Origin of the sequence: Glycocaulis albus (assembly GCF_014639075.1) — a bacterium.
Classification (GTDB): Bacteria; Pseudomonadota; Alphaproteobacteria; order Caulobacterales; family Maricaulaceae; genus Glycocaulis; species Glycocaulis albus.
In genome coordinates this window covers 39965-60261 of sequence record NZ_BMFS01000004.1, presented here as the reverse complement: position 1 = coordinate 60261, position 20297 = coordinate 39965, and the positions used below count along the sequence as shown (strand labels likewise).

Annotated in this window: 16 protein-coding genes; 7 read left to right on the top strand and 9 right to left on the bottom strand. The window is 64.4% G+C overall.

All coding sequences use genetic code 11. The features are described 5' to 3' along the window. Positions 1–57: 57 nt before the first annotated feature. The 4 genes from IEV75_RS05685 to IEV75_RS05670 form a co-directional block, all read right to left on the bottom strand. Positions 58–1359 carry a pentapeptide repeat-containing protein gene (locus IEV75_RS05685; protein WP_188451589.1) on the bottom strand — a complete coding sequence of 434 codons (1302 nt, stop codon included), beginning with the start codon at positions 1357–1359 and terminating at the stop codon, positions 58–60. Between the two features lie 101 nt (positions 1360–1460). Beyond that, positions 1461–2603 carry a substrate-binding domain-containing protein gene (locus IEV75_RS05680; RefSeq protein WP_188451588.1) on the bottom strand — a complete coding sequence of 381 codons (1143 nt, stop codon included), beginning with the start codon at positions 2601–2603 and terminating at the stop codon, positions 1461–1463. Between the two features lie 115 nt (positions 2604–2718). After that, positions 2719–4722 (bottom strand): phosphonate ABC transporter, permease protein PhnE, encoded by a 2004-nt coding sequence (phnE, locus tag IEV75_RS05675; protein WP_188451587.1) that lies wholly within the window; start codon positions 4720–4722, stop codon positions 2719–2721. After that, entirely contained in the window at positions 4719–5519 is an 801-nt protein-coding gene (locus IEV75_RS05670; protein ID WP_188451586.1) for a phosphonate ABC transporter ATP-binding protein, read from the bottom strand. Before IEV75_RS05670 ends, phnE begins: the two co-directional genes overlap by 4 nt. Before the next feature lie 217 nt (positions 5520–5736). Between IEV75_RS05670 and IEV75_RS05665 the strand changes: the two genes are divergently transcribed. Continuing rightward, complete coding sequence (locus IEV75_RS05665; protein ID WP_188451585.1) at positions 5737–6987, top strand: type III PLP-dependent enzyme; 1251 nt, start codon at positions 5737–5739, stop codon at positions 6985–6987. A 3-nt stretch (positions 6988–6990) separates the two neighbouring features. Then, positions 6991–8037, top strand: a complete 1047-nt coding sequence (locus tag IEV75_RS05660) for a 1,9-bis(guanidino)-5-aza-nonane synthase (protein ID WP_188451584.1) — start codon at positions 6991–6993, stop codon at positions 8035–8037. 144 nt (positions 8038–8181) lie between these two features. On the opposite strand, the gene IEV75_RS05655 is transcribed toward IEV75_RS05660, so the two are convergent. Continuing rightward, on the bottom strand, positions 8182–9555 hold the full coding sequence (locus IEV75_RS05655; protein ID WP_188451583.1) for a glutamate--cysteine ligase: 1374 nt from the start codon (positions 9553–9555) through the stop codon (positions 8182–8184). Between the two features lie 141 nt (positions 9556–9696). Between IEV75_RS05655 and IEV75_RS05650 the strand changes: the two genes are divergently transcribed. Beyond that, positions 9697–12228 (top strand): tetratricopeptide repeat protein, encoded by a 2532-nt coding sequence (locus IEV75_RS05650; protein WP_188451582.1) that lies wholly within the window; start codon positions 9697–9699, stop codon positions 12226–12228. Here the strand turns inward: IEV75_RS05650 and IEV75_RS05645 are convergent. Next, complete coding sequence (locus tag IEV75_RS05645) at positions 12225–12992, bottom strand: 16S rRNA (uracil(1498)-N(3))-methyltransferase (RefSeq protein WP_188451581.1); 768 nt, start codon at positions 12990–12992, stop codon at positions 12225–12227. The two genes, IEV75_RS05650 and IEV75_RS05645, sit on opposite strands and share 4 nt — an antisense overlap. An 83-nt stretch (positions 12993–13075) precedes the next feature. On the opposite strand from IEV75_RS05645, the gene ubiA reads away from it, so the two are divergent. The 4 genes from ubiA to IEV75_RS05625 all read left to right on the top strand — a co-directional run bounded on the left by ubiA (position 13076) and on the right by IEV75_RS05625 (position 15778). Continuing rightward, entirely contained in the window at positions 13076–14026 is a 951-nt protein-coding gene (gene ubiA / locus IEV75_RS05640) for a 4-hydroxybenzoate octaprenyltransferase (protein WP_188451580.1), read from the top strand. Between the two features lie 72 nt (positions 14027–14098). Next, entirely contained in the window at positions 14099–14614 is a 516-nt protein-coding gene (gene msrB, locus IEV75_RS05635) for a peptide-methionine (R)-S-oxide reductase MsrB (protein ID WP_188451579.1), read from the top strand. 40 nt (positions 14615–14654) lie between these two features. Further along, on the top strand, positions 14655–15302 hold the full coding sequence (locus IEV75_RS05630; protein WP_188451578.1) for a class I SAM-dependent methyltransferase: 648 nt from the start codon (positions 14655–14657) through the stop codon (positions 15300–15302). 38 nt (positions 15303–15340) lie between these two features. Further along, on the top strand, positions 15341–15778 hold the full coding sequence (locus IEV75_RS05625; RefSeq protein WP_188451577.1) for a MarR family winged helix-turn-helix transcriptional regulator: 438 nt from the start codon (positions 15341–15343) through the stop codon (positions 15776–15778). A 237-nt stretch (positions 15779–16015) separates the two neighbouring features. Here the strand turns inward: IEV75_RS05625 and IEV75_RS05620 are convergent, their stop codons facing one another. The 3 genes from IEV75_RS05620 to ileS form a co-directional block, all read right to left on the bottom strand. After that, entirely contained in the window at positions 16016–16555 is a 540-nt protein-coding gene (locus tag IEV75_RS05620; protein ID WP_188451576.1) for a DUF3035 domain-containing protein, read from the bottom strand. 93 nt (positions 16556–16648) lie between these two features. Next, a complete protein-coding gene (lspA, locus tag IEV75_RS05615) occupies positions 16649–17194 on the bottom strand; it encodes a signal peptidase II (RefSeq protein ID WP_188451575.1) in 546 nt (181 codons plus the stop codon). Further along, positions 17191–20160, bottom strand: coding sequence for an isoleucine--tRNA ligase (gene ileS / locus IEV75_RS05610; protein ID WP_188451574.1), 2970 nt, complete (start codon positions 20158–20160; stop codon positions 17191–17193). The genes lspA and ileS overlap by 4 nt, the downstream gene beginning before the upstream one ends. Positions 20161–20297 lie beyond the last annotated feature (137 nt).

Here is a 20297-nt window from a genome sequence, read left to right as displayed (position 1 = left end):
TCCCGGCAAATCCGGAGAGAGGCCCCGGACCGCTGCCGCGCCAAGAATTCTACAATTTCAGGCGGCGTCCAGGTCCACGGCGCCGGCAAGATCCTCCGCGTGCTCGCGAAAATCACCGGGAAGTTTGGTGCCGGTAAAGCATGAGCCGGTGAAGCGCGCCCTGCGCACATCGCAATTTTTCAGGCTGGCGTATGAAAAGTCCGCGCCTGTCGCGCTGATATCGCGTAAGTCCGCGCCATCAAGATCGGCATAGCGCAGCACGGCGGCAGCCAGGCTGGCGGCCAGTTTGCGGTCGTTGGGCAGCAATAGCGCACCGATCTTGGCGCCGCGCAGATCGGCATTGTTCAGCCGGGCGCCCGTGAGGTCTGCACCGCGCAAGTCTGCGCCCCGCAAGGAAGCCATGCGCAAATCGGCTCTTTCAAGGCGCGCGCCCTGCAACTGCGCACCGCCCAGATCCAGCCCGTAGAGGGTTGCCCCGCGCGCCTGCAAGGCCGTCAGATTGCGCCCCGAGAGCGTTTTCAGGCCGCGCATGTCCGCGCCATCGAACGTGGATGGGGCACCTTGCTTGCCGCCGGTCTCACACCAGAGCGCGTGGGCTTCCAGTGCCTTCGCCGTCTCATCGGCATTGGCCGCCAGTTCGGGGCCGGTGGGGGTGTCGGTCAGGGCGCCGTCAGTGCACATGCCGCGAGTGCGTGCGGAATCGAGCTTCGTGCCGATAAGCACGGTGTGCGACAGGTCAGCTTCGGTAAGGTCTGCGCCGGAAAGGTCAGCGCCTTCCAGATTGGCGCCGGGGAAGCGCGAGCCACGCAAGTTCGCGCGCTGCATGCGCGCGCCGATCAGCACCGCATCGGAAAAATCCGCGCGCTGGGCGATAGCGCCGGTCATTTTGGAATTGGACAGGTTGGCGCCCGTGAAATTGGCCTCCACGGCCTCGTTGGGGCGTTGCTCATGCGTAATGATGGCGAGACCCTTTTCCCGGTCCACCTGGGCAATGGCGCCTTCGCGCAGATCGGCCTGACTGAGATCGGCTCCGGTGAGGTTGGCCCCCCTCAGGATCGCACCGCGCATGTCGGCCCGGCGCAATGTCGCGCCCGCGAGATTGGCGCGGCGCATGTCCGCCGCAAAAAGGTTTGCGCTGGTAAAATTGGTACCGGCCAGATTGGCGCCAGCCAATACCGCACCTGAAAAATCGGCGTCAGACAGATTGCGCCCCGACAGGTCGAGCCCCTCGATCACCTTGTAGGCGAAACTCGCGCGTGCGCCATTCATGCGCCCCTGCAACAGATTGGCATGACGCTGGCAGATATTGTCGACCTCGTCCTGCGAGAGCCGGTGATAGGTTACGGGGCGTCCAATCATTACGCGCGTCAAGCCCTTGCCGCCATGCGGGCCACAGGTCCCGCCATGCGTTCAGGATAACCCTGCCGGGCTTAACGGCGCGTTGATGACATTAAATGCGGCTAGTGCGAATCGATTCCCGTCAGCGGTGTCAGCGCCTGCGATTGCTCGCGCACTTCTTCGCGGCGTGCCTCGGGAAGGGCAACAAGGCCCCGGTCAGCCAGATATCCGAACGGACCGAACGCATCCTCGCTGGTCAGCTCCTCAATCCATTCCACGATACCCGGTACGGCAGACACGTGCTGGTTCTTCACGTAGACGAACATGGAACGGGCGATCGGATACACACCTTCGGAGATGTCGTCATATTCCGGCTCGACGCCTTCGATCGTGGCCGCTGTCAGACGGTCGGCATTCTGTTCGAGATAGGAATAGCCGAACACGCCGAAGGCGGTCGCGGAATTGGCAATCGTCTGGACGATAACGTTGTCGTTTTCGCCGCTATCGATCCACGGGCCATCCTCGCGCATGCGGCTCGCCACCTCGTCGAAGCGGTCGGCGTCGCTGCTGCGCAGTGCATCCATGCATTCGATCTGACGGGCACCGGGATGGATGCCTAGCTCAATCCAGGAATCGCGCGTACCCGAGGTCGGGGGCGGTCCGAGCACTTCGATACGGTCGCTGGGCAGATCGTTGGAAACATCGGACCAGAGCCGGTGCGGGTTGGGGATGAAGGCCTCACAGGAATAGGCTGCGACATCATTGAAATCGCGCCCGTTCAGCAAAGCTCCGCTGGCATCAAATACCGGCGCGCCATCGGCGTCCACCGGCATCGGTATGGTCGCGGCAAGAGCCAGGAAAAGCTCGCGGCGTTCGAAATCGATCGCCGGCGAGCCGCTTGCGCGCGCCACAACGATACCGTCAAAACCGATCGGCACCTCGGTAATGGCCGTCACGCCATTGCGGCGGCAAAGCTCGAACTCGGTCGGCAGCATGCGGCGCGATGCGCCTGTAATGTCCGGGTGACGCAATCCAACACCGGCGCAGAACAGGTTCATGCCGCCGCCGGTACCGGTTGATTCCACGACCGGCGTACGGAAGCCGGAGGTCGAACCGAAATTCTCCGAGGCCGCCGTGGTGAACGGGAACACGGTAGATGAGCCGACAATGCGGATCGAATCACGCGATTGCGCTTCGGCGCTCTGCGCCGCCATAGCCAGCGAGATAGCAATGGCAGAGACGCAAGACAGGACAGCGAGCTTCATGCTTTGACCCTTCGGGGCTGACAAACGTTGCGCAGCACTTCGCACGGCAAGATGTCAGCTGTGTGACATCTTGCCGATATATCTGTCACGTGTACGTCATCTTGAAGGCGGCCCCCTAGACCAGCCGCTTGCGTAGCATTTGCGAGATCAGGTCCACCGCTGTCACTGCCGCAATGATGATGAGCAGGATGGTGGCCGTCTTGCCATACTCGAACGAGCGGATGTTCTGGATCAGCACCTGACCGATACCACCCGCGCCAATCAGCCCCAGAATGGTCGCCGCGCGCGTGTTGGATTCAAACCGGTAGAGCGCGTAGGACGCCCAGAGCGGAATGACCTGCGGGATCACGCCCCAGACCACCTCGTTCATCGGTCCGGCCCCGGTTGCGCGCACGCCCTCCACCGGGCCGTCATCAATCGCCTCCACGGCCTCGGAGAACAGCTTGGCGAGAACGCCTGTGGTGTGCAGGGCCAGGGCCATCACGCCGGCAAACGGGCCAAGGCCGACCGCCGCCACGAAAATCGCCGCCACAACCAGCTCGTTGATGGCGCGGAAGGCATCCATCAGGCGGCGCACCGGCTGCACGATCCAGACAGGCGCGATATTGCGAGAAGCCAGCAGGCCGAACGGAATGGCCGCGATAACGGCCACCACCGTACCCCACAGCGCGATCTGCACCGTGATGAGGGTCTGGCGGGCATAGGTCTCCCAGCCATCGAGATCGAGCTGGAAGAAGCCGGCGATATACTCGCCCATGCGCGGTGCATTCGTGCCCAGAAGCGGCAGCTTGAACATTTCCGCCGGCCAGAAGCTCCAGATCAGCAGGCCGAACAGACCCGACCAGATAGCTGCATCGATCAGACGGTCGCTCATCAGCCGCGACGGGCCAAAGCGCGGCGGGCGCGAGCGGATCATCAGGAGTGTGAAAAGGGCAAGACCGGCCCCGAGGCCGATAAGGCCACGCGTCAGCTCGCTGGCCGTCACCCGCCGGATGCGGCGCTCGACCTCGATGCGGGGCTGGGCAGACAGGAAGGCAGAGACCAGCGTGTTGATGTCGGCGCTGGCAGCGTCCGGTTCGGCCTCCATGCGGCCGCGGGCCTCGATGAGGTCATCGGCGAGATCGCGCACGGCGACGCGCCGTTCTTCGACGGCCAGCTCACGCATGGCCAGCTCTACCTGCTCCAGCCGCGTTGCCCGTTCGCCCTCTTCCAGCGCGTCGCTGGCTTGCGTCTCGGCCAGGTCGCGCATCAGCTCCAGCCGCCGGATCGGCAGCAGATGTTCGTCAGTGGCCGGCAGGAAACCGCCCAGGAACAGGTCTTCCAGTATCGCCTGCTCGTACTCGCGCTGGGCGGCATCGCCGCGAAAGCCGTAGGTCAGGAAGAAGGACAGCAGCTCGGACTTGACCTCCTCGGACAGATCACGGCGCCAGACAATCGGGTCGGTCTGGATCAGCGGCGAGGTCCACAAAATGCGCAGGTCTGCCAGTGCCTCCGGCCGGGTCTGGCGCAGGCGGTCCAGATTGGTGGTGTTGTTCGTGCCCGCGTCTACAAACCCGTTCACGACCGCCAGCGCGGTCTGCTCGTGATTGGCGTTGGTGACCTGCGAGAAGCAGGACTGCGGATCAATGCCGCGCGGCGCGAAAATGTAGGCCAGCGGCACCAGCGTGCCGGAGGTGGAATTGGGATCGCCCAGGGCAAAGGAGAGCGAGCCGTCACAGACCAGCAGATCTTCCAGTGTGCGGATAGGGCTGTCATCGCGCACCAGTATGACGGAGCGATACCCCTCCTGCCCGCCGGGATAGAGCGTCTTGGCGAAAACTTCGGCATCGGCAAGGCGGATGGCCTGCAGGCCGGAGAGGTTGGAGAACCAGCCTACATCGACCTGACCAAAACGCATGGCTTCGATCACGCCGGCATAGTCAATGGCAGAGACCAGCTCGACCTCCAGCCCGGTGGTCTCCTCCATATCTTCCACGAAGGGCTGCCACAGGGCTTCAACCGCTTCTGTCTGCTCGGTGGAAATGACAGAGAACACGATGCGCTCGCGCTCCTGCGCGATGGCGGCACCGCTGGCACAAGCAAGCGCAAGGGCGCCCAGAATGCGGACGAGGATCATCATGCGCGTACAGGCTCCTCGTCCATCACGTCGCGGTATTCGTCACCATAGATTTCGATCAGGCGTTCACGGGTAAGCCCGGATATCGGGCCGTCATAAATGATCTTGCCCGCCTTCAGCGCGACCGCCCGGCGGCAATATTTCAGCGCGTAGTCCACCTGGTGGAGCGTCACCACGACGGTAAGCCCGTCCTGCTCGTTAAGCTCGGCCAGAAGGCGCATCACGCGCCGCGCGGACACGGGGTCGAGCGAGGCGATAGGCTCGTCGGCAAAAATGGCTTCGGCGCGCTGAACGAGCGCGCGGGCAATGGCGCCGCGCTGCTGCTGGCCGCCGGAGAGGTTGGCCGCACGCTTGCCGGCATGGCCGGCCACGCCGACGCGCTCAAGCGCCTCCATGGCCCGCTTGCGCACATCATCGGGAAACGAGCCGGTAATGCCGCGCCACGGCGCAATCTGCCCGAGAGAGCCGAGCATGGCGTTGGCGTAGAGGCTGGCGCGGGTAACCAGATTGAACTGCTGGAAGATGAAGCCGACCTTTGCCCGCGCCCGGCGCACACGCGCCGACAGCTTCCCGTTTTCCTGAACCTTTTCGCCGAAAAGACGGATAGCGCCGGAACCGGAATCAGCCAGCACCAGACCGGATGCCAGACGCAAAAGCGTCGACTTGCCCGAGCCCGACGCGCCGATAAGAGCGACCATCTCGCCGGGCTGGACACTCAAACTTGCATCCGACAGCGCGACGGCCGTGCCGTAAGTCTTGGTGACCCTGTCGACCGACAGGGCCGGGTCCACCGATGCCATTTTCACACCCCTCCACCCGGCACTTTTTGTGCGCTGGCGCGTTCGTGTTATGCCATACCAAACTGTGTGTGCCACCCTCTCCGGCACCGGTTGCCGCATGTCGTTGCGTCGCTGCGAAATTTCCCTTTGACAGCACCGTAACGAGGCCCTAAATGCGCAGTCCCGGCGGAGGTAACGATGCCGGATTGGGTTAACTGCTTACAGGGGGTCTCGTGATTTGTCCGAGCACCAAACGCCCCTGGACCTGGTCCGCCTTCGGCCCGTCGATGGCCCGGTCGCGTGCGCGCGGCCTGACCGTCTGGCCGTAGCGTCCCGCTGGTTCCAGGAACATTTTCCGGGTGAAGTCCTTTACGCCGTGAAGGCCAATCCTTCGCCGTGGGTGATTGACACGCTGTACGCGGCCGGTCATCGCTGGTTCGACGTCGCCTCCCTGCCGGAGGTCGAGCTGATTTCCAGCCGGTGCCCCGAAGCCACGATGGCTTTCATGCATCCGGTGAAGAGCCGACGCGCCATCGCGTCTGCCTATCACGACCATGGCGTGAAGATCTTCGTCCTCGATTGCGAAGCCGAACTGCAGAAAATCCTGCAGGAAACCGGCTATGCCCGCGACCTGACGCTGGTCGTGCGCCTGGCCGTTTCCAATGACGGGGCGACCCTGCCGCTGGCCGGCAAGTTCGGCGCAACCGAGGCCGAGGCCCCGGACCTCATCCGGCTGGCCCGCGCACATGCCTTCGAGCTGGGCGTGAGCTTCCATGTCGGCAGCCAGTGCATGGCGCCTAGCGCCTACCGCGCGGCCATGATGGAGGCTTCGCGCCTGATCGCGCGCGCCGGTGTGACAGTGGATATCGTGGATGTGGGCGGGGGGTTCCCGTCCATCTATCCCGGCCTCACCCCGCCCCCGCTGGAAGACTACGTCAAAGCAATCGAGCACGCCTTCGAGGACATGATGGTCCTTGAAAATGCCGATCTGTGGTGCGAGCCGGGCCGCGCGCTGGTTGCCGAGGCTGTATCCGTGCTGACACGTGTGGAGCTGATCAAGGGCGATGCCGTCTACATGAATGACGGCTCCTATGGCTGCCTGTTTGACATCGTGCATGCGCGCTGGAGCTATCCGATGCGCGTTCATCGTGCCAATGGCGAGCTGAGCCCGCAGACCGCGCCGTTCAAGCTCTACGGCCCGACCTGCGATTCCATCGATTCCATGCCAGGCCCGTACGAGCTGCCCGCCGACCTGAAGGAAGGCGATGTTATCGAGTTCGGCATGCTGGGCGCCTACGGCACCGCGATGGCCACCCGCTTCAATGGCTTCGGGGATGTGGAGACTGTCACGGTTTCCGACTACCCTTGGCTTTCGCTGTACGATCAGCCCGTGCTGGCCTCGCCCCAAAGCGAGCCCGCTGCGGAAGGCTCGGTCGTCCCCTTCACCCGGCTGCGACGCCGCCGGCAACGCCTGATCAAGAGACGCTAGTAAATGACAGATAATACGAATCGTAAGGCCGAGCTGCTGGCCAGCCCGGTCGAGCACATCGATATTGCCAGCTTTGATGGCCGCGTGATCATCGATGCGTGGGAGAAGATGAGCTTCTCCAGCCGTGATGCCGCGCGCGCTGCGCGTATCCTGCAGGCAGCAGTTGCCGATCCGGACTGCTCGGTCATCCTCACCCTCGCCGGCTCGACCAGCGCGGGCGGCTGCATGCATGTCTGGCGCGACATGATCCGCAACAACATGGTCGATGCCATCGTGGCCACCGGCGCGTCCATCGTCGACATGGATTTCTTCGAGGCTCTGGGCTTCAAACACTATCAGGCACGCGAAATTCCGGACGACCGCATCCTGCGCGATCTCTATATCGACCGGATCTACGATACCTATATCGACGAGGAAGAGCTGCAGACCACCGACCATACCATCGGTGATATTGCCGACAGCCTCGACGCCAAGCCGATTTCGTCCCGCGCCTTCATCAAGGCGATGGGCAAGTGGCTGGCCGACGGCAACGCCAAGAAGGAAGGCTCCCTCATCGAGGAATGCTATCGCCATGGCGTGCCGATCTTCGTGCCGGCCTTTGCCGACTGCTCGGCAGGCTTTGGCCTGGTCAAGCACCAGGTCGAGCGCATGAAGGCGGGCAAGCCCTATCTCTCCATCGACGCAGTGGCCGATTTCCGCGAGCTGACCGACATCAAGATCAAGGCCGGCAAGACGGGCCTGTTCATGGTCGGCGGCGGCGTGCCGAAGAACTTCGCGCAGGATACTGTTGTTTGCGCCGAGATCCTCGGCCATGAGGTGCCGATGCACGAATACGCGGTGCAGATCACGGTCGCCGATGTGCGTGACGGCGCCTGCTCCTCCTCCACGCTGAAAGAGGCCTGCTCCTGGGGCAAGGTCGATGTCACGCTGGAGCAGATGGTGTTTGCCGAAGCCACCACCGTGGCCCCGGTCATCGTCTCTGACGTGTTCCATCGCGGCGCGTGGAAAAACCGTCCGCGCCGGCGCTTTGCGGACATGTTTGAGGATTAGGCTTCGCGCCCCTTCAAGAACGCGAAAACCCCGGGCGGGAACGTCCGGGGTTTTTGTTTTCCAATTTTGCGTTTCCCCGACGCAAGTCGGGGTCTAGAAGTACTGGGCACCGGCTTACGCCGGTGAAACGCGTAATTGAAATCCCTAATACGCCGCCTCCTTGAAGATCGGCTCTACAGACCCGCCCCACGGGCCGTTATAAAGCGCCAGCAGGCGTTCGGCAGGCGTGATGCCGCTCGCGGCGATTTCATCGAGATCATCGAGGAAGACCGCCTCGTGCTCGCCATGATGGTTCAGGCGGGCGCGGGCTTTGAGACCTGAGCGCGCAATGGCCAGCACCTCCTTGGCGAGGTCCTGCATGGTGGCGTTGCGGAACGGGGTTTTCAGCCCGCAATGGGCCGCGCCGAGGCGCAGCGCCACGCGTTCTTCCGCCGTCCAGTCCTTCACAAGGTCCAGAGCGGCGTTGAGCGCCGTATCGTCATAAAGCAGGCCCACCCACAGCGCTGGCAGCGCACACAGATTATTCCACGGGCCGCCATCGGCCCCGCGCTGTTCAAGGAAGGTTTTCAGGCGCACCTCGGGAAAAAGCGTGGAGAGGTGATCTTCCCAGTCGCCGAGCACGGGCAGCTCACCCGGCAGGGCCGGCAGCTTGCCTTTCAGGAAATCGCGGAAGCTCTGCCCCGATGCATCCAGGAAGCGCCCCTCGCGCTTGACGAAATACATCGGCGCATCCAGTGCCCAGTCGACATAATGCTCGTAGGAGAAACCCTCATCGAACACGAACTGGAGGATGCCGGTGCGGTCCGGGTCCACATCGGTCCAGACATGGGCGCGGTAGGAGACAAAGCCGTTCGGGCGGCCATCGGCAAAGGGCGAGTTGGCAAAGAGCGCGGTGGCGATGGGCTGCAGAGCCATGGAGGCGCGAAACTTCGCGCGCATGTCGGCCTCTGAGGCGAAATCGAGATTGGTCTGCACCGTGCAGGAGCGGAACATCATCTGATGGCCCAGCCCGCCGACCTTGGGCATGTAGGCCTTCATGATGTTGTAGCGGTCCTTCGGCATCATCGGGGTCTCCTGAAGAGACCATTTCGGCGAGAAGCCCAACCCTAAGAACCCCGCCCCGATCTCGTCGGCCACCTCGCGCACCTCGCGCAGATGGGAGTTCACTTCCGCGCAGGTCTGGTGCAGGTTTTCCAGCGGCGCGCCGGAGAGCTCGAACTGCCCGCCGGGCTCCAGCGTCACAGAGGCGCCCTTGCGTTTGAGCGCCACCGGCTTGCCGTTCTCCTCGATCACCGACCAGTCAAAGCGGGTCAGGCCTTCAAGCATCTTGCGCACGGTCGGGCCGTCGCCCTCATAGGGAAGCGGACGGTGACCATCTAGGCTGAAGCCGAATTTCTCGTGCTCGGTTCCGATGCGCCAGCTTTCGCGCGGCTTCTCGCCGGAAGCGAGATGGGCGATCAGCTGATCTTTCGATTCAATGGGGGGGCCTTCGCCGCCGGGCGTGTAGGTGCCGCTCATCGTGTCCCGGTCTCCCAGCCGTTCGAGGTTCCCGTCACTTATGCGGGCAAATGCCAACCGGCAAGGGCAAGGCCTGTCGATATTTGTCAGATTGCGGGGCAGCCCGGTGCGCTAGACTGGCGCAAAAGACGGGAGACGGGCATGCGCAACTGGCTTTCGAGTGTGGCTCTGATGGCAGCGGGCGCTGCCAGTGCCTTCGCACAGCAGGGCGGTACAGACCCCTATGAGCAGCTGCGTGCGCCGGCCATGGCCGCGTACGAAGCCGGTGAAACGGCCCGCGCCTACGCGTTGTTTGAAGAGGTGTTCGCGCAGATTCCCGAAACCGATCCCGCAGAGCGCGCGGCGACGGCCTTTTCCCTCGGCATTCTCGCCCATCAGTCCGATGATCGGCCGCTGGCCCTGGAATGGCTGGAGCAAGGTTTCGCCCTGCACGAAACGGCCCGAACGCCCCCCTCGGACTATGCGCAATATGTCGCCTATGCGGGGACGGTCAGCGCCGAGGACGGCGAACACAGCGCGGCGGTTGACTGGTTCCGGCAGGCGCTGGAGGCGATTGCCGATACGGACGAGACACGCGAGCTGCGCGCCAACACGTTCAACCAGCTCGCCAACGCGCTGCACGCTCAGGGACAGTACTATGAGGCCAGCGAGCGGCGGCGCAATGCGCTTGCCGCATACACGCAAGTTTACGGACCCGACCATGCTTTTGTCGGCATTGTTCTGGAAGGACTTGCCGAGGACGTGCTGGCGGACGGGCATGAAGCCGAGGCGATTGATGCGCGCCGCGAGGCCTTGCGTATCGCGCTCATCACCCGCGAGCCGGATGATCTGACGGTCGTGACACTGGCGGGCACGCTGGCCGGCCAGCTGGCTGAACGCGATGATACTGGCGGCATTGGCGATGTTGCTGATCTGGTCGAGGCGCATAGCGGCAATGACCGCCATCGCGCCCGCATATTGTCGGAGATTGCCAGCCGGGCACGGTCCGGCGGCGAGACAGACATCGCCGCCGAACTGCATGAACGGGCCTACCGGGCAGCAGCGGCCGACACCCAGACGCCGCCGGATTATCTGGCAACCTACCTCTCAAATCACGCGATCGGCGTGCAGCAGGTGTCGGGATATGCTGCGGCGTTGCCGCTTCTGGAAGAGCATCTCGCCTTTGTCCGGCGTATCGATAGCGACACCGGACTGCGAACGGCTGCTGCGTCCGAGCGTGTTTGGACCGCGCACTTCCGCCTCGCCCGCTTTGCCGAGGCCGAGGCCAATGCGCGTGAACGGCTGGAAAATCTCAATGCCCGCGCTGACTATCCCGCCACCGAGATCGGGCGGGCGTATGAGAATCTGGCTCTCTCCCTTCACGAACTATACCGGCCAAACGAGGCCGGGCCGGTGTTCGCCCGCGCGCTGGAAGTGCTGGAAGGCAATCACGAGGCACGCGGCATTCTGGCGAGCCTGCTGGATGCCTATGCCATTCACCTCGTCTTCCATGAGGACAGGGCTGAAGCGCTCCAGATTGCACGGCGTAATGCTGCGTTGCGGGCAGAGCTCTATGGCAGCGGGAGCAGAAGTTATGCGCGCGGCCTGTACACGCTGGCGACCGTGCAGCGCCGCAGCGATCTCGGCGAAGAGGCGCTGGAAACCCTTGATCAGGCCGACGCCATATATGACGGGCTGGGTGAGTCTGCCATCCCGGCGCGCGTGGACGTTATGATTCAGCGCGCGCAGATAGCCTACGAGCAGGGCCGGCTGGCTGAAACAGACGCCACCCTGGTTGAAGCCGACATGCTGATATCGCCTGCCCGCGCGGACCAGCGCCGGGACTGGCACGATATGATGGGCCGCCTGCGCCGGACGCAAGGCAGGCTGACCGAGGCGCTCTCGCACTTCCGGGAGGTGCTGGCATTACGCATCGCGCAGGATGGAGAAGAGGCACGCGCGAACGTGTTTCCGATCCTGCAGATCGCCACCACACTGCGCGGGCAAGGCGATCTCGACGCAGCCGAAGCCATGACCCGCCGGGCGCTGGCGATACATGAGGCCTATGGCATTACGACGGGCAGCGATGTCGGCGTCGCCTGGGGTGAGCTGGCCACCATACTCTCGATGCAGGGGCGCGGCGAGGAAGCGCTCGAGGCATCGCATATGTCCAGCGCCCTGATCGCCGAAGAGTGGCCGCGCGGGACGCAGCGCCGCGCCCTGCAGGAGTTCAATCATGCCATCTTGATCATGCGCAATGTGGGGTATGCCGAGGCGGAACGCGCCATGCGTCCCGCAATTAACGATTTTCGAAATGCCGAAGGGCGTTCAGACGTATTTCTCGGCACGATGGTTACAGCGCTCGGCTATGTGCTGGACCAGCAAGGCGAGTACCGGCAGGCAGCGGCGGCCTATCGCGAAGGGCTGGAATTGCGAGATACCGGCTTGTCCAATGACAGCCCGGCACTGGCCAGCAGCCGCGCCTTTCTCGCCCGCGTCCTCATCGACCATCTGGGCGAGCCGCAACAGGGGCTGAACCTGTTCCGGGAGGCATCGAACGGGTTGATCGAAGGCATCGAAATGCGGGCAGGCACCGCGGCTGACGAGGGTGTGGATGGCGTGGAGTTCGCCCAGAAGGATGCCCTCTTCACCGCCCATCTCGAAGCACTGTGGACCAACGCTCACATGGACTAGGGCCAATCCCCCGCCAGCGCCTGCCAGAGCGTGAGCGCGGCCACAGCAGCCGTGTCGGCCCGCAAGATGCGCGGCCCCAGCGTAACGGCCCGCACGAAGGGCAGAGAACGAAGCCGGGCACGTTCGGCATCGTCAAACCCGCCCTCAGGACCGATCAGGACAGTCCAGGGGCCGGATGGGTCCGGTTCTGCCCGCAACACGTCCAGCATGGGCCGTGCGCGGCCCTGCGGCCCGCCCCAAGCGCCCTCCCCATCGCCGGCCTCGTCGCAGAAGATCAGCCGGTGATCCTCCGGCCAGTCCGCCAGCAGGCGCTCAAGCGTAACCGGCTCTGACACGACCGGCAGGCAGAGCCGCTCGGTCTGTTCGGCCGCTTCGGTAGCCAGCGCCATCAGCCGGTCGGTGCGCACGCGCTCGGACTGGGTGCGGCGGGTAATGACAGGCTGGATGACGGCTGCGCCCAGCTCGGTCGCCTTCTCCACGATGAAGTCGGTGCGCGCCTTCTTCACCGGCGCAAAGCACAGGCGCAGCGGCGGTACACCCACCTGCTCGCGCAGGCGGGTCTCGACCTGCAGGGACGCGCCCTTGCGCGAGGCGTCGGCAACAACCGCCTGCCACTCGCCATCCCTGCCATTGAAGACACGCACCGGCGAACCGGCCTCGCGGCGCATCACATTGACGAGATAATGCGCCTGCTCGCGCGGCAGGATCAGCTCAGCACCATCGTCTAGCGGCGCATCGACATAAAGGCGGGGCGTGGTGACCATGCCCTCCCCTCTAGCGCCGGTGCGGCCATACGCCAAGCGTCAAGGGCTATGCGGCGGGCTCCGCGCGCGATAACTAGTCAGGCATGAACCGGCCTGACCAAGCTCCCCGCTCGCGCGACCGGCGCGTTGCAGACTCCATCCCGCGCACATTCGTGGACCACGCGCCGGAAGCGTGGCGGCCATATTTGCGTCTTGCCCGGTATGACAGGCCCATCGGCTTCTGGCTGCTGGCGATTCCCTGTTTCCAGGGACTGGCGCTGGCGGCGATCCAGACCGGCGCTGGCTGGTCGATGGCGGCTTATGCGGCACTCTTCGCCATCGGTGCGATTGCCATGCGCGGCGCGGGCTGTACCTGGAACGACATTGCCGACCGCGATCTGGACGCCAAGGTGGCCCGCACGGCGGACCGGCCGCTGGCCGCCGGTACGATCACGGTCAGACAGGCACTCACTTTCCTCGCCGCGCAATGCGCTGTGGGCGCGCTGGTGCTGGTGTTCCTGCCGCCGCTGGCGATCGGTATCGCGCTCGCAGCACTGCTGCTGGTGGCCGCCTACCCGTTCATGAAGCGGATCACCTGGTGGCCGCAGGCCTGGCTGGGCCTCACCTTCAACTGGGGCGTGCTGGTGGGGTATGCGGCACTGGGCGGCACCGACTGGATGGCCGCCGGCCTGCTCTACGGCGCCGCAGTGTTATGGACCATCGGTTATGACACGATCTATGCCTGTCAGGACATGGAGGATGATGCGCTGGTCGGCGTCAAATCCTCCGCACGGGCACTTGGCAATGCGATCGGCCCCGCCGTCGGCGCAATATATGCATCATCGCTTGCCCTGACGGCGGCGGCTGCGGTGAAGGCCGGAGCCGGGCTCATCTTCGCGCCCGTCTTTGCCGCCTATGCGGTCCATCTTGTCTGGCAGGCCTCACGCTTCCGCCCCGATGACGGGGCCGCCTGCCTTGCCCATTTCAAGTCCAACAGGGAGGCAGGCCTGATCCTGCTGGCGGCACTTGTGCTGGGCGCGCTCGCGCCGATGTGACCGGCGGCGCGTAACTGGCAGCGCTTCCGGTGCGGACTACATGGTAGAATAAGCGATCAATGGAGCTCCACCATGCTGACGCGCCGCCTTGCTCTTCTTTCCGGCATCTCGCTGGCCGCCTGCGGCCCGGCCAATTCGTGTTCGGCCAACACCGGATCTGCCAGCACGCCGCCCGCCAGCGATGACGGCATTGACTGGGCCAATCTGACCGAAGCGCAGTGGCGCGAGCGGCTGACGCCGCCTGAGTTCAACGTGCTACGCCGTGAAGGTACTGAGCGGCCCGGCTCCTCACCGCTCAACCAGGAAACACGCGAGGGCATCTATGCCTGCGCCGGGTGCGGGCTGCCACTCTTCTCGTCGGAAACCAAATACGAGTCCGGCACGGGCTGGCCCAGCTTCTGGCAACCGCTGGACGGGGCGGTGGACACAAAGCCGGATTACCGCATCTGGACGCCGCGTACCGAGTATCATTGCGCGCGCTGCGGCGGACATCAGGGCCATGTCTTCGAGGACGGTCCGCCGCCAACCGGCCAGCGCTGGTGCAATAATGGCATCGCGCTGCGCTTCATTCCCGCAAGCGAGGCATAGCCCGCTGGTGCGGCGCCTCGCGCAAGGCTAGACCGCTGGCATGATTGCCGATCCGCTCCAGTTCATCCAAGCGCATACGCGTATCGCCTCCGCGCCGCTGACGCCGGAGCTGCGCTTTCACCTGGCCGAGGAGACGCTTCCCATCTGGCAGCAGACCGAGGAAGCGCTCGGCGAAGCAGGCCTGCCGCCGCCCTTCTGGGCGTTTGCATGGGCGGGCGGGCAGGCGCTGGCGCGCTATCTGATGGACAATCCGGCCCTTGTAGCAGGGCGGTATGTACTCGATTTTGCCAGCGGTTGCGGCATAGCCGGTATCGGTGCCGCCAAAGCCGGAGCAGCCCGTATCGATGCCAGCGAGATCGACCCGTTCGCCGTGGAAGCGATTCTTGCCAACGCCGCGCTGAACGGTGTGAGCGTCCATGCCGAGAAGGCTGATCTTGTGGGCGCCGACAGGGGCTGGGATGCCGTGCTGGCGGGCGATGTGTTCTATGAAGGGCCGGGCGCTGAGCGTATTGCCAGCTGGCTGGAGGGGCTGCACCAGCGCGGATGCCTGGTGCTGATTGGCGATCCCGGCCGTCATTTCCTGCCAAAGGAGAAGCTGGAGCCGCTGGCGCGCTATGACACGCCGGTCAGCCGGGATCTGGAAGACCGTGACGTGCGGGTGGCGCGTGTCTGGCGGTTTACCGGGTAGTTCTTTTCAAAAGGCGTTGAATCAAGCCATCAGACAGTATGGCTCGCGCGCGCGCCGTCGACCGGCGGCTCTACCTATTGCTGGAAATCACGGCCCGGCGGCTGCACCGGCACGCTGATGCGCGCCTGCGCAGCGAGGCGGGTGTGACGGCGGCGCAGTCTGCCGTGCTGTTCCTGCTGATGCGGCGCGGGGAGCGGCGTATGGGCGCGATCTCCGAGACACTGGCGCTGGGCGCGCCCGCGGTCAGCGGGCTTGTCGCGCGCATGGAGGCGATCGGCCTTGTCACGCGCAGCCAGGATGCCGCCGACAAGCGCGGCGCCATCGTCACCCTGACCGAGGCGGGCCGCGAGCTTGCCATCAAGGCAGACCAGACCTTGCGCGAGATCAATGGCGAACTGGCCGAACGCCTCGGCGAAGAGGATGCAGACCGGCTGCACGATCTGCTCGGCCGGCTGAACACGGACGAGCCGGGGTAAGCGGCTTGGTGAAGGTTTCGCCGAACCTCGCAACCGGGGTCCCGGCCCCCGAGCCGGGACCCACGCCAAATCCTGCACGCCAAGAAAAAATGGATCCCGGGTCAAGCCCGGGAGCCCGGTTGAGGCGGAAGCAGATATCTGTTCAGGCCGATCTCCCGGTGCGCAACGGAAGGACAAACAAAAACCCCGGATGTTGCCATCCGGGGTTTTCAATTCATTGGCTGGTAGAGGTGAGCCCTAAAGCCCCGGCAGCTTCCGGCCAGTCCGGCGCGGGCGGACAATGGTCACATCGCCGCCACCCGTGATCTCCTCAATCCGGCGGCGTTCATCGTCGACATCAATCGGCGCTGCACTGTCGGCAGCGGGCGTCACCGTTTGCGAACGCCAGAAAATCAGGCGGTCAGCGAAGCTTTCATTCTTGCGTACAACCGCTGCCGTCTCGCCATCGATGAGGGCACGGACGTTGGGATTGGCATCTGCACCACCGGCGCGGGCGGCGAGCAGTATCTCGCCGCGGCTGGCGTTTTCCGAGGAGAAATCGCCAAACAGGGCGCGGCGGGCCTGCTGATCCGGGAAGATGTCTTCGGGGCGCAGCTGACCAGGCGCAGGCGGACGCAGCGAGTATTCCGGCGGCACCGTCAGCGGTGCGATGGTCACCACGCGGAACTCGTCCGGCGCCGTACGCTCTGTGCCCAGTGCCTGGCGGACGCCCGACGTGCACGCGCTCGCGCCGACAAGGGCCATCGCGGCCACGGCGAGGATATTTTGGATGCGCATGGGTGAAGACGCTCCTGAAACTGATAACACTTGTTTACTTCTAACAGAGGCTTGGCGGGGAACGCCACCCTTAGCGGCAGGGATGAGGATAGTTTAATCTGACGTTCCGTCTGCGGGCGCTGCAGGCTTGCGTTCGCTGCCATTCACGATGACATCAAGCACCAGCCCGGCAACGCCTACCGAAATAGCAGCGTCTGCGACATTGAACACGTACGGAAACCACAGGCCGGAAAAGTCCAGAAAGTCTGCCACGGCGCCGTAGGCCACGCGGTCGATGACGTTACCGATGGCTCCGCCAATGATCAGGCCGAAGGCCAGCGCCTGCAGCTTGCGCTCGGCGCGGGTCAGCCAGACCGCGATGACCCCGGCTATTACGAGCGAGAAGCCGATGAGCAGAAGGCGTGTCCACAGGCTTTCAGCGGCGAAAAGCCCGAAGCTGACGCCCCGGTTCCAGACCATGGTCAGGTTGAACCAGGGATCAAGCACCTCGATGCGCGTGCCCGGACCGCCGTCCATGAAGCCGAGCCCGTGCAGCACCCACAGCTTTGACGCCTGATCGAGCACGATCACCAGCGCGGCAAGTCCTGCGCCGATCGCGGCAAGCCGGGTAGAAGGGATATAGCGGGCCAGCACGCTCATGCGGCATTACCCTTTCGCGCGTCATACCAGGCAACCGCATCGGCATCGCGCGCCGACAGCTCCGGGTAGCGCTTATCAGACCCGACATCGGTCGTGATCCGCCAGGAGCGGGCGCATTTGCGGCCCTCGGCTGGCTTGAACACCACGGCGACGCCGGGCGCATCCTCGGTGCGGAACGCATCTGCCGGCCCCTCACCATCCTTCAGTTGCGCCTGCGAGGTAATGCACAGCTCGGCGAGGAAATCGTCCACGGCGCCCGGCGCTTCGGTCTCCAGCGCCGCGCGGTAGGCGGGGTCGGTCACGAACACGTCCGGCGCAGCCTCGAGGCTGGAGCCGATCACCTTGTCACGCCGCATCACCTCAAGCGCCGCCGTCACGCCCCGGCGCAGGCGGCGGATCGTCCGCCAGCGCTCCGCGCGGGTCTCGTCATGCCAGCTTTCCGGCGTGTCCTTGAACGTGTGCAGGTGAACGGAGGCCGCATCCGCGCCATAGCGCGAGGCCCACACCTCCTCCATCGTGAAGGGCAGGAGCGGCGCCATCCACAATGCGATCCGATCCAGAAGTTCAGCCATCACCGTGCGCGCAGCCCGACGGCGGACCGCGTCCGGCCGGTCGCAATAGAGACTGTCCTTGCGGATATCGAGATAGAAGGCGGAAAGATCATTGACGCAGAAATTGAACAGCGCCGACCATGCCCGCTTGAAGTCATAGGCCGCATACGCCGCTTTCACGGTCTCATCGAGCTCTGCCATGCGGTGGAGCATGAAGCGTTCCAGCGCGGGCATGTCAGCCGGCTCGACGCGCTCGGCCTCCGAGAAGCCGTCCAGCGCGCCCAGCAGGTATTTCAGCGTGTTGCGCAGCTTGCGGTAGGAATCCACCGCCGATTGCAGGATAGCCTCGCCGATGCGCAAATCGCCTGAATAGTCGGCGCTGGCCGCCCACAGGCGCAGAATGTCTGCGCCGTACTTTTCGGCGACGGCGTTGGGCGCGAGCACATTGCCGAGCGACTTGGACATCTTCATGCCCTTCTCGTCGACGATGAAGCCGTGGGTTACGACCGCCTTGTAGGGCGCGCGGCCGCGCGTGCCGCAGCTTTCAAGCAGGCTGGACTGGAACCAGCCGCGATGCTGGTCGGAACCTTCCAGATAAACGTCGGCCGGCCACTCGCCTTCGCGCAGGGCAAAAGCATGGGTGGAGCCGGAATCAAACCACACATCGAGAATGTCGGTGACCTGTTCGTACTCGGCCGCCACGTACTTGTCGCCGAGGAAGTCCTGCGGGTCGGTCTCGAACCAGGCATCCGCGCCAGCGGCCTCAACCGCCTTCACGATGCGCGCATTGACGTCCGCGTCGTTGAGAATCTCGCCTGTCGCCTTGTTGACGAAGATGGTCAGCGGGACACCCCAGGCACGCTGGCGCGAGATCAGCCAGTCCGGCCGGTCCGAGACCATGGCGTGGATGCGGTTGCGCGCGGTTTTCGGCGTCCATTCGGTGGCATCGATGGCCTCCAGCGCACGCTGGCGCAGCGTGGCGCCATCGCCCATATCCTTGTCGATGGCGATAAACCACTGATTGGTATTGCGGAAGATGACCGGAGCCTTGGACCGCCAAGAGTGCGGGTAGGAGTGCTCCAGCCGCCCGCGGGCCAGAAGATTGCCTGCCTCGATTAGCGCGTCCACGACCGCTTTGTTGGCCGGCCCGTCCTGGCCTGCCTTCTTGCCGTCCGTGCGCACGATCTCGAGCCCGGCAAAGAGCGGGATGTGGGGCAGGTACGCCCCGTCCGGCCCCACCGTGTGCGGGATTGGCTCCTTGGGATCGTGCCAGGCCTTGTTGGCCATCCAGGCCACATAGTCCTCCGCGCCGTGACCGGGCGCTGTGTGGACAAAGCCGGTACCCTGCTCGTCGGTGACATGGTCGCCATCAAGCAGCGGGACACGGTAATCCCAGTACTTGTCGGTCTTGGCAAACGGGTGGGAGCAGATCAGCCCTTCTACATCGGCATCACCCAGACGTTTGGCCTTCACGATGAAGCCGGCTTTTGCCACGTCTTCCCACAGCGCGTCAGCCACGATCAGCTTGTCGCCCGGGCGCGCCCAGGGCAGGAAGTCCGCCCCGGTATCGGCGCCTTCGACCTCATAAAGGCCGTAAGAGATTTTCTTCGAGTAGCAGATCGCCCGGTTGGCCGGGATCGTCCACGGCGTCGTCGTCCAGATGACCACGCTCGCGCCGGCCATGGCGGGCGAGATGCCCGACCCGTCCATCTTCACGCCACGCACCGGGAATTTCACCCAGATCGTGGTCGATACCTTGTCGTGATATTCGACTTCGGCCTCTGCCAGCGCCGTCTTCTCCACCGGCGACCACATCACCGGCGAGGAGCCGCGATAGACCAGGCCCTTGCCGACGAATTTCAGGAACTCCGAAACGATCGCCGCTTCGGCGTCAAACGCCATGGTCGTGTAGGGATCGTCCCACTCACCGGCCACGCCCAGCCGCTTGAACTCGGCGCGCTGCACGTCAATCCACTCGGCCGCATAGTCGCGGCAGGCCTTGCGGAATTCGGCAACCGGCACATCGTCCTTCTTCTTGCCCTTGGCGCGGTAATTCTGCTCCACCTTCCACTCGATGGGCAGGCCATGGCAGTCCCAGCCCGGACGGTAGGGCGCATCAAAACCGGCCATGCGCCGGGTGCGCACGACAAAATCCTTCAGGATCTTGTTCATGCCTGTGCCCAGATGGATATGCCCGTTGGCATAGGGCGGCCCGTCATGCAGCACGAAGCGTTCGCGGCCTTTGGCGGTCTCGCGCATGTCCTGATAGAGGTTTGATCCCTCCCAGCGCTCCAGCCATTTCGGCTCGCTTTGCGGCAAGCCTGCGCGCATCGGGAAATCGGTGGAGGGCAGGAAAAGCGTGTCTTTGTAATCGCGCGCCGTCTGGGCTTCAGGCGCATCGCTCGCATCGTTCATGGCGGCGTATCCGGTTCTCTGGCTGGGTAGTTCAGATCAACAAGGGGCGAAACACTGTCCCGGCTGCCGCGCGGCTCCTGTCAGGAGCGTACCGTGCGGGCCGGGCCGGTAATTCGCGCCGCTGGCGCACTGATCTG